This is a genomic window from Corallococcus silvisoli, from assembly GCF_009909145.1.
Lineage (GTDB): Bacteria > Myxococcota > Myxococcia > Myxococcales > Myxococcaceae > Corallococcus > Corallococcus silvisoli.
Genome location: NZ_JAAAPJ010000006.1, coordinates 306878 through 320681 on the forward strand (window position 1 = coordinate 306878; position 13804 = coordinate 320681).

Genomic DNA, 13804 nt, shown 5'->3' on the forward strand with positions numbered 1-13804 from the left:
TGCCAATGACGCGCGGCGCGCCGCGCTGGGCCTGGGTGCTGACGGTGGGGGCGCTCGCCGTCACCGGGTGCCGCGACAAGCCGGTGGACCACATGCAGCGCGCCCGGGACGCCATCTTCGAGAAGCGCCCGGACGAAGCGCTGGTGGAGTACCGCAAGGCGTACGACATGCTGCTGCGCGACGAGTCCGCGGAGGCGCTGGTGATGCGCGCCCGCGCGCTCAAGGGCGCCGCGGACGTGTACTGGCTGGAGCAGCGCAAGGTGAAGGAGGCGGTGTCCGTCTACCGCCAGCTCATCCAGCAGTGCCCGGAGTCCCCGGAGGCGCTGGACGCGCGCATCATCCTGGCGGAGCTGCTGCGGGTGCACTACCGCGACCTGCGCGGCGCCATCGACCAGCTCACCGCGGCCCTGCACCGCAACCCGCCGCAGAGCGCGGAGCTGCAGTACCAGGTGGCCAAGCTCTACTTCGAGCTGGCGGACTATCCGCAGTGCGAGCTGGAGGCGAAGAAGCTGCCCGAGCGCTTCGCCGCCAGCGCCTACGTGGACGACGCGCTGTTCCTCCAGGCGCAGGCCCTGGCCATGGTGGACGGCAAGCGCCAGGAGGCCCTGCGCACGTACGCGGACCTGCGCACGCGCTTCCCGGATTCGGAGCTGGCGCCGTACGCCCTCTTCGAGATGGGCAAGCTGCGCGCGGACGCGGGCGACAACGAGAAGGCCATCGAGACCTGGGTGGAGGCGTTGAAGACGCACCCGGAGCCGGCGCTGGTGCAGGACGCCATCGCGCGGGCTCGCCGCCGGCTGGCGAACCTCACGCCGGAAGGCATTGGTCAGAAGGAAGTGGCGTTCGACCGCAGCAAGCAGGCGCGCACCTCCGTGGAAGCCATGGGCGGCTCCGCCGAGGAAGCGGCCCACGACCGCGGCGACTGAGCGCCCGCCGTCCCTGGCGCATTCGCGTGCGCCCTCCGTTCCCGCGTGCCATGTAACGCTCCGGGCCGGGAGACGGCGGGGCCGTGTCCCTTGCGTGGGAGGCATCACATGAACGTGCTGGTGACAGGGGCCACGGCGGGCATCGGGCAGGCCATCGCGCGCCGCTTCGTGCGGGAGGGCGCGCGGGTCATCGCCGCCGGGCGGCGGGGCGACCGGCTGGAGGCGCTCCGGGCGGAGCTGGGTGAGCGGCTGCTGCCGGTGACGCTGGACGTGACGGACAAGGAGGCCGTGAAGGCCGTGTTCGCTTCGCTGCCCGCGGACTTCGCGCCGGTGGATGTGCTGGTGAACAACGCGGGGCTGGCGCTGGGGATGGAGCCCGCGCAGGCGGCGCGGCTGGAGGACTGGGACGTGGTGGTGGACACCAACGTGAAGGGCCTCCTGTACTGCACGCGCGAGGCGCTCACGGGCATGGTGGCGCGCGACCGGGGCCACGTCATCAACATCGGCTCCATCGCGGGGGAGTTCCCCTACCCGGGCGGCAACGTGTACGGCGCCACGAAGGCGTTCGTGCATCAGTTCACGCTGAACCTGCGCGCGGACCTGCACGGCACCTCGGTGCGCGTCACCGACATCCAGCCGGGGCTGCTGGGCGGGACGGAGTTCTCCAACGTGCGCTTCCGCGGGGACGACGCGAAGGCCGCCGCGCTCTACGGCAACACCCAGCCGCTCACGCCCGACGACGTCGCGGACACCGTGTACTGGGTGGCCACGCGGCCCGCGCACGTGAACATCAACGTCGTCTCGATGATGCCGGTGGTGCAGGCCTTCGGCCCGCTGCTGGTGAAGCGCCAGGGCTGACGTCCGCGCGCGCTCAGCCCGGCACGGGCAGCAGCGCTTCCAGCAGCGGCGCGGGCACCGCCGGGTCGTCCGCGTCCGCCACCAGCAGCAGGTGGATGCGTCCGCCCTCCACGCGCGCGTCCACGCCCTCCAGCTTCACGGCGGCGTCCACCGCGTCCAGGTACACCGGCGTGCCGTCCGGCGCGAGCACCCCCACCGCGGAGCCCCGCACCGGCCCATCCGCCACGCGGTCGCGGGACGCCTCCGCCGTGGCGGTGAACACCACGCGCCCGTCCGGCAGCGGCGATGCATCCGTGAAGGACAGCCGGACGCCGTTCGCCTCGCCCAGCTCCCAGCGGCGCACGGTGCGCACCGCCTCCGGCCCCAGCAGGCCCGCGTCCACGCTGCCCAGCACGCGGTCCAGGTCCAGGTCCACCAGCGCGTCCACGCCGCCCTCGCCGTTGCCCCGGTTGAGCAGCCGCAGCCGCTTGCCCGCCACCGCCGCGCCCTCCACGTTGAGCGCCACCAGCTCCCGCTCCAGCTGCACGTAGAGCGCGGCGCAGTCCACCGTGCGCGCCGGCCCCGCGAGCGTCCCGTCCGCGTTCAGGGGCAGCACCGCCGCGCGGCGCCTCGCGGGCGTCGAGCCCGACGGCAGGGCCAGCAGCGCCCCGTGCGCGAAGGACGCGCAGGGCCCCAGCCGGCACAGCGCCTCCAGGTCCGGCTTCGCCGCCTTGCGCGCCGCGTGCGCGTCCGGGAGGTCGCCGGGGAAGAGCCGCACGGTGTGCCCCGGCGCGTCGCCCGTGGCGGGGAACACGGCCAGGTGGAGCGAGTCGTCCGCGACGACGTAGAGCCAGTCCCCCGCGCGCACCAGCCCGCTGGCGGCGGCCACGTGGGCGGGACGGCCAGGGGCTTCGGGCGCCTCGAGGGTGAGCGTGCGCCGACGGGTGGTGGGAATCACGTGGGGCCTCCGGGCCTTCCGGGTGTCAGGCCCCGGAGCGTCGCCGACTACAGCAGGGTGCCGCGAAGGATGAGGCTGGCCGCCGTGAAGTAGATGACGAGTCCGGACACGTCCACCAGCGTGGCCACGAAGGGCGCGGACGCGCTCGCGGGGTCGAAGCCCACGCGCCGCAGGATGAACGGCAGCATGGACCCGGACAGCGTGCCGAACGTCACCACGCCCACCAGGGACGCGCCCACCGTCATGCCAATGAGCAGCGCGTGCTCCCCATAGCTGTGGAACAGGGTCTGCCACACCAGCACGCGCGTGAGGCCCACCGCGCCCAGGACCGCGCCCAGCGCCAGCCCGGTGCCCAGCTCCCGCCGGGCCACGCGCCACCAGTCCTTCAGCCGCATCTCCGACAGCGCCAGGGAGCGGATGATGAGCGTGGTGGCCTGGCTGCCGGAGTTGCCTCCGGAGCTGATGATGAGCGGGATGAAGAGGCTCAAGACCACGGCGCGGGCGATTTCATGCTCGAAGTAGCCCATGGCCGTGGCGGTGAGCATCTCCCCCAGGAAGAGCACCAGCAGCCAGCCGGCGCGCTTCTTGAGCATCGCCAGGAAGCCCACGTCGAAGTAGGGCGCGTCCAGGGCCTCCATGCCGCCGACCTTCTGGATGTCCTCCGTGGCCTCCTCCTGCACCACGTCCACGATGTCGTCCACCGTGACGATGCCCTTCATGTGCCGCGCCTCGTCCACCACCGGCAGGGCCATGAAGCTGTGCTCGGAGAAGGAGCGGCTCACCGCCTCCTGGTCCGTGTTCTCCGCCACCGTGATGACGTCGCGCTGCATGACGTCCGCCACGCGCTTGTCCGGCGCGGCCTGGAAGAGCTGGCGCAGGGACAGCACCCCCTGCAGCCGCTGCTCGGCGTCCAGCACGTAGGCGTAATAGACGGTCTCCACCCGCTCCCGCGCCTGCTTGCGCAGGTAGCCGATGGCCTCGTCGATGCTCATGTCCGGGCGCACGCGGGCGAAGCGCGGGTTCATCAAGCCACCCGCGTCGTCCTCCGCGTACGCCAGCAGGACGTTCACCTCGCGGCGGCTGGCGTCGTCCAGCTGCGACAGGATGGCGTCCACCTGTTCCGCCTCCACCGCCTGGACCAGGTCGGCCAGGTCGTCCGGGGGGAGCAGGCGGACCCAGGTGCGGCGCTCGCCCTGGGGAAGGCTGAGGATGAGTTCGCCCTGTTCGCGCGCCGTGAGGCCCAGGAAGAAGTCGTCCGCCACCGCCGCGGGCAGCAGCCGGAACCCCTCCAGGCGCTCGTCCACGGACAGCACCGCCCAGGCCTCGTGAAGCTCATCGGGGGACAACGCGTTCTGGCTCTGGGGACTCTCCACCATGACGACGGCCTCGGTAAGGGGGGAGGGTGCGCGTCTCGATGCGACGCGCGCGGGCCTCTCTACACCCCTGCCGCGGACACGGCGAGCGGAAGGCGCGAAACATCGCGCTGAATTCGCGTCCGCCTGCCTGGTCTGTCCAACCCTCCCGGCCGCCCCCCGGGCCCGACCCCAGGACCCGGTGCCCGGTCCAGGGGCCTGGCGGCCCCCGCGAGAGGGCGGCCCGCGAGGGGGTCAGGGCTTCTGCTGGATGAGCTCGACCTTGTAGCCGTCGGGGTCTTCCACGAAGGCGATGACGGTGGTGCCGTGTTTCATGGGGCCGGGTTCGCGGACGACCTTGCCGCCGGCCTGGCGGATGGCGTTGGCGGTGGCGTGGATGTCGCTGACGCCCAGGGCGATGTGGCCGTAGGCGGAGCCCAGCTCGTACTTCGCCGTGTCCCAGTTGTGGGTGAGCTCCAGCGCGGGGTGGGTGTCCTCGGGGCCGTAGCCGACGAAGGCGAGCGTGAACCGGCCGTCCGGGTAGTCCTGGCGGCGCAGGAGCGTCATGCCGAGCACGCGGGTATAGAAGTCGAGCGACTTCTCCAGGTCGCCGACACGGAGCATGGTGTGGAGGATGCGCATGGGCTGGCTATAACCGCCGGGGATGGCGGGGTGAAGCCGCGCGTGACGCCTCCCGTCGGGGGGTGACGACCGGGTGACGGACGGCCTCCGGGGGAGGGCGCGGTGCGGGGCCATGCGAGCAGGCGTCCGTTCGAGCGCGAAAAGGCGACACCCGAGGGCCACGCGGGACGGGGACGGGCGTCCGCCGCGTGCTATGGAACACGGCATGAAACACGCTCAAAGCCAGGCCCTCTTCGCCCGTGCGCAGGCGCGCATCCCGGGTGGCGTGAACTCTCCGGTGCGTGCCTTCCGCGGCGTGGGCGGCGACCCCGTCTTCTTCAAGGAAGGCGCCGGCGCGTGGCTCACCGACGTGGACGGCAACCGCTACGTGGACCTGGTGGGCAGCTGGGGCCCGCTCATCCTGGGGCACGCGTATCCGCCCATCATCGACGCCATCCTGGAGTCCGCCCGGCGCGGCACGACCTTCGGCGCGCCCGTCGCGGCGGAGGTGGAGTTCGCGGAGCTCCTCTGCGCCACGATGCCGTCGGTGGAGAAGGTGCGGCTGGTGTCCAGCGGCACGGAGGCCACGGTGGCCGCCATCCGCGTCGCGCGCGGCTTCACCGGCCGCGAACACATCCTCAAGTTCGAAGGCTGCTTCCACGGCGCGGGCGATCCGTTCCTGGTGAAGGCGGGCAGCGGCGTGGAGACGCTGGGCCTGCCGGACTCGCCGGGCGTGCCGGCCGCGCTGGCGTCGCTCACGCTCACCGCGCCCTTCAACGACCTGGAGGCCGTGGAGCGCATCTTCCAGGAGAAGGGCAAGGACATCGCCTGCACCATCATCGAGCCCGTGGTGGGCAACATGGGCGTGCTGGTGCCCCGGCCGGGCTACCTCCAGGGGTTGCAGGCGCTCTGCCAGAAGTACGGCGTGCTCTTCGTGATGGATGAGGTGATGACGGGCTTCCGGCTGGCGCGGGGCGGCGCGCAGGAGCTGTACGGGCTCAAGCCGGACCTGACCACGATGGCGAAGGTGGTGGGCGGCGGCATGCCGCTGGGCGCGTACGGCGGCCGGCGCGACATCATGTCCAAGGTGGCGCCGGAGGGGCCGGTGTATCAGTCCGGCACGCTGTCCGGGAACCCGGTGGCGGTGGCGGCGGGCATGGCGTGCCTGAAGGCGCTGGCGGCGCCGGGCACGTACGCGCGGCTGGAGCAGGTGAGCCTGCTGTTGGAGGAGGGCTTCCTCGCGGAGGCGAAGGCGGCGGGCGTGCCGGTGACGGTGAACCGCGTGGGCAGCATGCTCACGGTGTTCTTCACGTCGGAGCCGGTGTTCGACTACGGGTCCGCGAAGAAGGCGGACCCGGCGAAGTTCGGGCGCTTCTTCCACGCGATGCTGAACGAAGGGGTGTACCTGCCGCCCAGCCAGTTCGAGGCGGCGTTCGTGTCGCTGGCCATCGGCGAGCCGGAGGTGGCGCACGTCCTCGCCGCGGCCCGCAAGGCGTTCCGCGCGCTTGGCGACGCCCGTTGAACCGGAGGCCCTGACCGGGCCCGTGCGCTTCGGTCCCTACACCCTCGTGCGCCGCATTGGCGCCGGGGGGATGGGGGAGGTCTTCCTCGCGCGCGAGGAGGGCGTGGGCCGGGCGGTGGTCGTGAAGAAGGTGCTGCCGGGGCTGGTGGACAGCCGGCAGTTCGTGGGCCGCTTCCGCGACGAGGCCCGCGTGGTGGTGCGGCTGGCGCACCCGAACATCGCGCGTGTGTACGCGATGGGGGAGGTGGACGGGCAGCTGTTCCTCGCGATGGAGTACGTGCTGGGCAAGACGCTCAGCCGGCTCGCGTACCGGCTGCGCCAGCGCCAGCGGCTCATGCCCCTGGGCCCGCTGCTGCAGCTGGGCCAGCGGCTGTGCGAGGGGCTGGCGTACGCGCACGACGCGACGGATGAGGAGGGGCACCCGTTGCATCTGGTGCACCGCGACCTGTCCCCCGCGAACGTGTGCGTGAGCTACGCGGGCGAGGTGAAGATCATCGACTTCGGCGCGGCGCAGTCCACGTTGAAGGAGCAGCAGACGGCGCCGCGCGTGGTGATTGGCAATCTCACGTACATGGCGCCGGAGCAGGCCCGCAAGCGCACGGTGGATCGGCGGGCGGACCTGTACGCGGTGGGCGTGGTGTTGTGGGAGTTGTTCTCATGGAAGCCGTTGTCGCAGCGGGGCGACCCGTTGGAGCGCTGGCGGCGCGCGGCCTATCCGCAGTGGGAGCCCGCGGGGCGCTACCGGCCGGACCTGCCGCGCGCGGTGGACGCGTTCCTGGTGCGGGCGCTGGCGTCCGAGCCGAATGACCGCTTCCCCACGGCGACGGCGATGGCGGAGGCGTTGGCGGCGCTGAAGGAGAAGCTGGCGCCGGAAGCGACGGATCAGGACCTGGTGCGGCTGATGTCGGCGGCCTTCCCTCGCGAGAAGGTCGTCGAGCAGCAGACGTTGGATGCCCTGTTGCGGGAACAACCCGAGCGCGCGAGCACGCAGCAGGAGTTCCCGTCGGTGGACCTGCCGCCCACGGCGGACCTGCTCCGGGCGCAGGAGGACATCGAGACGGAGGCGCTGGACGCGGCGAAGTTGCGACGGGCCGCGAATGTCTCCGCGGGCCAGGAGACGGAGGCGCTGGACGCGGCGCAGGTGGAGCAGGCGCTGCGGGCCGCGCGGCTGGACGCGGGGGCGGGCCTCTCCGCGGGCCAGGAGACGGAGGCGCTGGACGCGGCGCAGGTGGAGCAGGCGCTGCGGGCCGCGCGGCTGGGGGCGGGCCTCTCCGCGGGTCAGGAGACAGAGGCGCTGGACTCGGCGCAGGTGGAGCAGGCGCTGCGCGCCGCCGCGGCCTTGAAAGCGGCGAGCACGGAGGGGGCCGTGGCGCGGCGGCCGTGGGTGGTGGTGGCGGATGAGGGCGGTCTCCGCCGGGCGCCTCCGGTGCGGCTGCACAACCAGGAGGTCACGAAGGACGCCTGGGTGCCGGGCGTGGGCACGGCGGAGCCCACCGCGCCAGGACAGCCACCCCTGAGTGGATGGGGCACGAGTGCTGGCGTCGCGGAGCCCACCGCGCCAGGACAGCCATCACAGCCTGGACAGGGCACGAGTGCTGGCGTCGCGGAGCCCACCGCGCCAGGACAGCCATCACAGCCTGGACAGGGCACGAGCGCTGGCGTCGTGGAGCCCACCGCGCCAGGACCGTCCCTATTGAGTGGACAGAGCACGAGCGCTGGCGTCGTGGAGTCCACCGCGCCAGGACAGCCGCCACCGAACGGGTGGGCCCCGGGCACGGGCGCCGCGGAGTCCACCGCGCCAGGACAGCCGCCACCGAACGGGTGGAGCACGGGCCCCGGCATCGCGGAGCCCACCGCGCCAGGACAACCACGACCGAGTGGGTGGGCTCCGGGCCCTGGCATCGCGGAGCCCACCGCATCCGTGACGCCGCCCCCTGCCGATGGGACTCCAGGCGCGGGCGGAGAAGCCGCCACCGCGTACGAACGCTCCATGCCCCACCGCGCGGAATGGACGCCGGGGTCGGGGTCGGACGACGCCACCCCACGAGAGGCTTCCACGCCGACGGAACCCTCTCGGGGCCCGGGCTCCGAGGACCCCACCGACCCGGGTGAAGGCGCTCGCGAGGGTGCGGATTCCAGCCCGGACAGGCAGGCTGCGGTTGGCCAACCGCGTCACATCGATTGGAATCCGAGCCCGGACGCGGAAGACTCCGCTTCACACCTTCGAGCGTCTCACCGTGAGGGGCCGCCCCTGGCCCCGGAGGACTCACCGATGCAGAACCGCCCCTCGCGCCCGGGCTGGACTCCCGGCGCAGGCAGTGAGGACTCCACGACGAACGAGCGGCCCTCGCGCAAGAGCGGAGCAGGCTCCGCCGGCTGGACGCCGGGCTCCGGCGAGGACGACGCCACCGAAGGCGCCGCTCCCCTGGCCCGCCACCCGGACACGGACGACGAAGAGGAGAGCACCGACGTCGAAAAGCCGGGACGCTCCAAGGCGAACCCGCCTCCCGCGCAGCGCGCCCCCGCGCCGACAGCGCGCCCCAATACCTCCGTGGGCGCGGCCCCGCAGTCACGCTCCGGCGCCGAAGCCTCTCCCGCGCGCCCCAATACCTCCGTGGGCGCCGCACCCCAGGCGCGCCCCGCCGCTCCATCGCGTCCCGCCGGCGGGGATGACCCCCAGTCCCGTCCCGCCACGTCCGTCGGGGCCGCCCCCCAGGCGCGCCCCGCCGCCCCGCCGCCCACCGAGTCCTTCCCGGACGCCACCCGGCCCATGTCCAAGGAGGAGCTGCCCGTGCCCTGGACGCCCTCCGGCGCGGGCGAAGCCACCGAGGCGCTGGAGGCCGCGAAGATCTTCGGCGCCTTGTCCCAGACGACGGGCAACATGCCGGCCTACCTGGCGGAGAAGGCCGCACCCTACGTCCCGCCCAAGGAAATCCCTCGCAGGCAGGCGCCCGTCGTCGACGAACGGCCCCACGAAACCCGCCCGATGCAGGTGCGGACCAAGACGCGCGAAACGCTCGTGGGCTACGACATGGACATCTCCGCGGCCCTCAAGGAAGCGGAGCTGAAGCGCCGCGAGGCCGAGCTGGCGGCGCAGAAGCGCGACAACAAGAAGAAGCCCGCGAAGTCCTCCGGCCCCGGGATGCCGCGCCTGTGGCCCATCCCGCCCCAGTACCGCTTCTGGGCCATGCTCGCGGTGGTGGCCCTGGCGGTCGGCCTGGGCTTCGGGCTGGTGTGGCTCTCCCTGGGCCTGGGGGGCGGCGACTGAGCCGCCTGCGTCAGTCCCTCGCCAGCAGCCGGTGCGCGGGCCTTGGCCCGTGAAGCCGCCGCCGGAGTCCTCCACCGGGTCGTCCGGCTGACGCGCGGGCTCGCGTCCCGCCGCGCGCCCTCCGTGTCCGGCTCATCCGCCCGTCAGGGCCAGGGGTGGGGTGGGCCCCAACTGGAGGAACAGCCGGGCGATGGTGCCCCCCTTCTCCGGTATCTCCAGCGACAGCTGGCCCTGATGCGAGTCGATGATGCGCTTCACCACGGCGAGCCCCAGCCCGGTGCCCTGGGCCTTGGTCGTGAAGAAGGGCTCGAAGACGCGCATGCGCAGCTCCTGCGGGATGCCTGGCCCGGTGTCGCAGATCTCCACCTGCACGCCGGCCCGCTCCACCCATGCCTTCCGCGCCACCACCCGCAGCGTGCCGCCATGGGGCATGGCCTGCACCGCGTTGAGCGCCAGGTTGAGGAAGGCCTGGCGCATGAGCCGCTCATCCACCGTCACCGACGGCAGGTCCTCTTCCATCAGCCACTCCACCAGGATGGGCGGAGGCTGGCCGCCGTCCACGTTGGAGAGCGCGCCGCCCACCGCCTCCTCCAGGAGCTGCGTCAGCACCGCGGGATACAGGTGCAGCGACGGAGGCCGAGCGAAGGTGAGCAGGTCCGCGACGATGCGGTTGAGCCGGTCCGCCTCCTCCCCCACGATGTCCACCAGCGGCGTCGCCGGACTCTCCGGACCGATGATGCGGCGGATGGTGGCCACCGAATTGAAGATGGCGCCCAGCGGGTTGCGCACCTCGTGGGCCACCACCGCGGACAGCTCGCCCAGCGCGGCCAGCCGCTCGCGGTGGACCAGCTGCTCCTGCGTGCGCTTCAGCTCCGCGTTGCGCTTCTTCAGGTCCTCCACCAGCCGGGCGCCCTCCAGCGCCAGCGACAACTGGTTGGCGATGGCGTCCGCCCGCTCCAGCTCCGGGGGCGTGAAGCGGCGCGGCCGGCGCGTCTCCACCATCACCGCCACGCCCACCATCTGCGCGTGCACCGCGAGCGGCAGCACCATGTACGCCACGCCGTCCGTGGCCCGGCGCAGCTCGTCGTTCATCCGCACATCCACGCGCGCGTCCTCCACCCGGAGCGGCTGGCGCGTGCGGAACACCTCGCCCGCGAGCGAGTTCGGTGACAGGTCCAGCGGCAGGTGGCGCCCCACCAGCTCCGGGTGTCCCCCCGTCGCCGCGCGGATGGCCAGCCGGGCGCCCTGCTCATCCGGCAGCAGCACGTACGCGTCCGGGACATCCACGATGCGCGCCAGGCTGGTGACGCCCGTGGCCAGCAGCCGGTCCAGCTCCAGCGTGGCCGCCAGCGCCTTGCCCACCTCGTGCATCAGCGCCAGGTCCTCCGCCCGGCCGCGCACCTCGTCCAGCAGCCGGTGGGACTCAATGGCCGCCGCGAAGTGCGTGCCCATGGCCTGGAGCGTCTCCACCTCCAGCGCGGTGAGCCGCCGCCGCGCGTGGAACAGCACGCTCAACGTCCCCACCCCACGCGAGCGCACCCGGAGCGGCACCGACACCAGCGTCTGGAACGCCAGCGCCCGCAGCGCGTCACGCGTGGGCGCGGGGCAGGCCTCCGCGTCCAGCACCTGCACCGCGTCCACCAACCCGCCCGGCCGGGGGAGCGACCCCAGGCGCGCGCGGCGCACGCGCGCCACCGCGTCCTCGGACAGGCCCCGAGCGTAGACCAGCTCCAGGGACTCGCCCGTCTCGTGCCGCGAGTCCGCGGGCAGCAGCAGGCACACCGCGTCGCAGCCCAGCAGCCCGGAGATCTCCTCCGTGCCGGAGCCGAAGAAGGCGCGCGGGTGCGGCGCGGAGGCGGCCTGGGACGCCAGCCGCCCCAGCGCGGTGAGCGCCGTCGCGCGTACGCTCAGCCGCTGGATGGTGCGCGCCGCGTCCAGCGCGGACGACACCTGGTGGCCAAACAGCCGCACCGCGGCCACGTCCTCCTCGCTCAGCCAGTCCGCCGCCAGCACCAGCATGGCCAGGGGCGCGTTCTCCACGTCGATGCGCACCCCCACCGCGTGCTGCGTCTCCGCGCGCCGGAACACCGCCAGCACCGAGTCCATGCGCGCTTCCGACACGAACCGGGACGCCTCCGCGCCCAGGTCCTCCACCCACGCATCCCCGTCGCGCCAGGTGCGCACCAGCGCCGGCGCCCAGCCGCCCGGCGCCTCCGCCCGCACGCGGCCCCCCAGGGATGGCGCGTGCGGCACCAGCCTCGGGGACAGCCCCGCCACCGACAGCTCCACCCCCACGCCGCGAGGCGTCAGCCACGCGAAGCCCAGCTCCAGCGACTCCAGCCCCCGGAACACCTCCTCGCGCACCGCGTCCTCGGAGTGCAGCGTCCGCACCGCGCTCCCCAGCTCCGCCAGCCGCCGCAACACCGTGCGGCGCCTGACCCGGGACGTCACTTCCCGCGCTTGCACCACCCAATCCCTTGCATGGGAATGCACTGTCAATTCCACGCGGACTCCGCCGCTCCCGGCGCGGATCCACGCTTCGTACGTGCCCGCCACCGGCGTCGTCCCCAGCCGCCGCGCCATCCGGTCCGCCGGGTCCTCCTGGGGCCCGGGGTCCCAGAGGAGCGCCGTCACCGGCTGCCCCACCAGCTGCTCGCGTGGCACGCCCACCAGGCGCGACAGCGCCGCGTTCGCGTACACGAGCAGGCCGTCCCGAAGCACGAACACGCCCAGGGGCATGTCGTCGAAGAGGCGGTACCCCGCCCCGGGCTCTTCGGGAACCGTCCCCACCCGACGGTTCATGCGCTCTGTGCTTCTCACCCGCGTCACGTTGGCACCCTTGGGGGCCTCCGGTGAAGCCACCCCCGTCACCCAATCGCCCACCAGCGCACAACACGCCCCCACCGCGTCACGCCAACGCGCCGTTTCAAACCTTGCACGTCATGAATCACTTTCATCCACCCAACCCAGGGTGTGGCTTGGTTGACATTGAGAATGGAAACATCTAGAACCATGAATTTATAACAACGCGACTTGCGCTGGACTCCCAGGCCTGACCGGGAGTGACCAGTGTTCGCGTCACCCAGGGGAATGTCTTGAGCCTGCCCCGTGCGACTTCCGGCGTCATCGTCCAGCAGCAGGACGGAGCCTTCTTCCTTCTGGACACCGAAGGGGGAGAGGTCTTCCGGGTGAACGAGACCGCCGCGCGCATCTTCGAGCTGTGCCAGAGCGGCACGTCGCTCGACGGGGCCGTGGCGTCGCTGGCCCGGAGCGCGGGCGCGGTGGGCCAGGACGCGGACATCCGCGAGGACGTCCAGCGCACCGTGGAGCAGTTCCTGGAACTGGGGTTGTGCGAAGCCGCGCAGTCCGTCTGATCGCCTTTCGAAGTCGCCGCCCTCCGCTGTCCGCCGCGAGGCTCCCCCCTTCCGCGGCCTTGATGCCTCATTCATTCGAAGAGCCGCCCCGTGAGAGGGGTTGGGCCGCGCCATGCCCTGGCTCCAGGTGTCGTGGGTGTCTTGAGCTCAAGACACCTACCGACCTGGTCGTGAAACACGTGTTTCACGGCCGGATGAAGCACGTCTGGGTGTGCCAGGGAATGTCAGACCCCCGGGTCACACTCCGCCGCGCTTCACCGCAGTGCAGTCCCACGCAGCACTCATCCAAGGAGAAACACCATGTACGTCCAGGCCCAGATCGTCCGCGTCGCGGCGTCGTCCGACAAGTGCACCTGCTCCAACGGCATGACCGTCTTCACGACGAACGCGGAGTAGTCCTTCCCAACAGGTCGTTCCACCACACCCAACCCAAGGAGAAACACCATGTACATCCAGGCCCAGATCGTCCGCGTCGCCGCCGCCTCCGACAAGTGCACCTGCTCCGGCGGCATGACCGTGCTCACGAACAGCACGAGCGTGGAGTAGTCGCCGTCCGCTGCGTCCGTCGCACCGTGGTTCCCAAATCCCAGACGAGGAGAAACACCATGTACATCCAGGCCCAGATCGTCCGCGTTGCCGCCGCCTCCGACAAGTGCACCTGCTCGAACGGCATGAACGCGAACCTGTCGACCACCAGCGCGGAGTAGTCGCGTCCCGCTGTCTTCGCAGTGCCGCAGTCCCCACACCCCAGACGAGGAGAACCACCATGTACATCCAGTCCCAGATCGTTCGCGTTGCCGCGGCCTCCGACAAGTGCACCTGCTCGGGCGGCATGACCGTCATCGTGCGCAACGACGCGCTCAACCAGGCGGAGTAGCGCTGTCTTCAGCCGGGGGGAGGCCGCTGTCGCCTCCTCCCGGCTGTCTTTTCCTCCCCCGCGCGCCGA

General features: G+C 72.2%; 9 protein-coding genes. 5 read left to right on the forward strand and 4 right to left on the reverse strand.

Annotation, left to right across the window (positions count from 1 at the left end):
- The first annotated feature begins 5 nt into the window (after positions 1-5).
- Together GTY96_RS12920 and GTY96_RS12925 are read left to right on the forward strand one after the other, a co-directional pair.
- Complete coding sequence (locus tag GTY96_RS12920; protein WP_143906148.1) at positions 6-926, forward strand: tetratricopeptide repeat protein; 921 nt, start codon at positions 6-8, stop codon at positions 924-926.
- 108 nt (positions 927-1034) lie between these two features.
- Positions 1035-1784 (forward strand): SDR family NAD(P)-dependent oxidoreductase, encoded by a 750-nt coding sequence (locus GTY96_RS12925; protein WP_161664880.1) that lies wholly within the window; start codon positions 1035-1037, stop codon positions 1782-1784.
- Between the two features lie 13 nt (positions 1785-1797).
- Here the strand turns inward: GTY96_RS12925 and GTY96_RS12930 are convergent, their stop codons facing one another.
- The 3 genes from GTY96_RS12930 to gloA form a co-directional block, all read right to left on the reverse strand.
- Positions 1798-2721: a DUF6929 family protein gene (locus GTY96_RS12930; protein WP_161664881.1), complete on the reverse strand. Its 924-nt coding sequence runs from the start codon at positions 2719-2721 to the stop codon at positions 1798-1800.
- 47 nt (positions 2722-2768) lie between these two features.
- On the reverse strand, positions 2769-4097 hold the full coding sequence (gene mgtE, locus GTY96_RS12935; protein ID WP_143906144.1) for a magnesium transporter: 1329 nt from the start codon (positions 4095-4097) through the stop codon (positions 2769-2771).
- Positions 4098-4328: 231 nt separating this feature from the next.
- Positions 4329-4715 (reverse strand): lactoylglutathione lyase, encoded by a 387-nt coding sequence (gene gloA / locus GTY96_RS12940; RefSeq protein ID WP_143906143.1) that lies wholly within the window; start codon positions 4713-4715, stop codon positions 4329-4331.
- 205 nt (positions 4716-4920) lie between these two features.
- Here gloA and hemL point away from each other — a divergent pair, with 205 nt between their 5' ends.
- Complete coding sequence (hemL, locus tag GTY96_RS12945) at positions 4921-6216, forward strand: glutamate-1-semialdehyde 2,1-aminomutase (protein ID WP_161664882.1); 1296 nt, start codon at positions 4921-4923, stop codon at positions 6214-6216.
- Positions 6200-9484, forward strand: coding sequence for a protein kinase domain-containing protein (locus GTY96_RS38240; protein WP_201756028.1), 3285 nt, complete (start codon positions 6200-6202; stop codon positions 9482-9484). Before hemL ends, GTY96_RS38240 begins: the two co-directional genes overlap by 17 nt.
- Positions 9485-9616: 132 nt before the next feature.
- Here the strand turns inward: GTY96_RS38240 and GTY96_RS12955 are convergent, their stop codons facing one another.
- Positions 9617-12286 (reverse strand): ATP-binding protein, encoded by a 2670-nt coding sequence (locus tag GTY96_RS12955; RefSeq protein WP_201756029.1) that lies wholly within the window; start codon positions 12284-12286, stop codon positions 9617-9619.
- A 293-nt stretch (positions 12287-12579) separates the two neighbouring features.
- On the opposite strand from GTY96_RS12955, the gene GTY96_RS12960 reads away from it, so the two are divergent.
- Positions 12580-12858: a PqqD family protein gene (locus GTY96_RS12960; RefSeq protein ID WP_161664883.1), complete on the forward strand. Its 279-nt coding sequence runs from the start codon at positions 12580-12582 to the stop codon at positions 12856-12858.
- Positions 12859-13804 lie beyond the last annotated feature (946 nt).

Bases quoted from the DNA above. Each gene is read 5' to 3' on its own strand.
- GTY96_RS12920 (WP_143906148.1), top strand. From the start codon at position 6: ATGACGCGCGGCGCGCCGCGCTGGGCCTGGGTGCTGACGGTGGGGGCG.
- GTY96_RS12925 (WP_161664880.1), top strand. From the start codon at position 1,035: ATGAACGTGCTGGTGACAGGGGCCACGGCGGGCATCGGGCAGGCCATC.
- mgtE (WP_143906144.1), bottom strand. From the start codon at position 4,097: ATGGTGGAGAGTCCCCAGAGCCAGAACGCGTTGTCCCCCGATGAGCTT.
- gloA (WP_143906143.1), bottom strand. From the start codon at position 4,715: ATGCGCATCCTCCACACCATGCTCCGTGTCGGCGACCTGGAGAAGTCG.
- hemL (WP_161664882.1), top strand. From the start codon at position 4,921: ATGAAACACGCTCAAAGCCAGGCCCTCTTCGCCCGTGCGCAGGCGCGC.
- GTY96_RS12955 (WP_201756029.1), bottom strand. From the start codon at position 12,286: ATGAACCGTCGGGTGGGGACGGTTCCCGAAGAGCCCGGGGCGGGGTAC.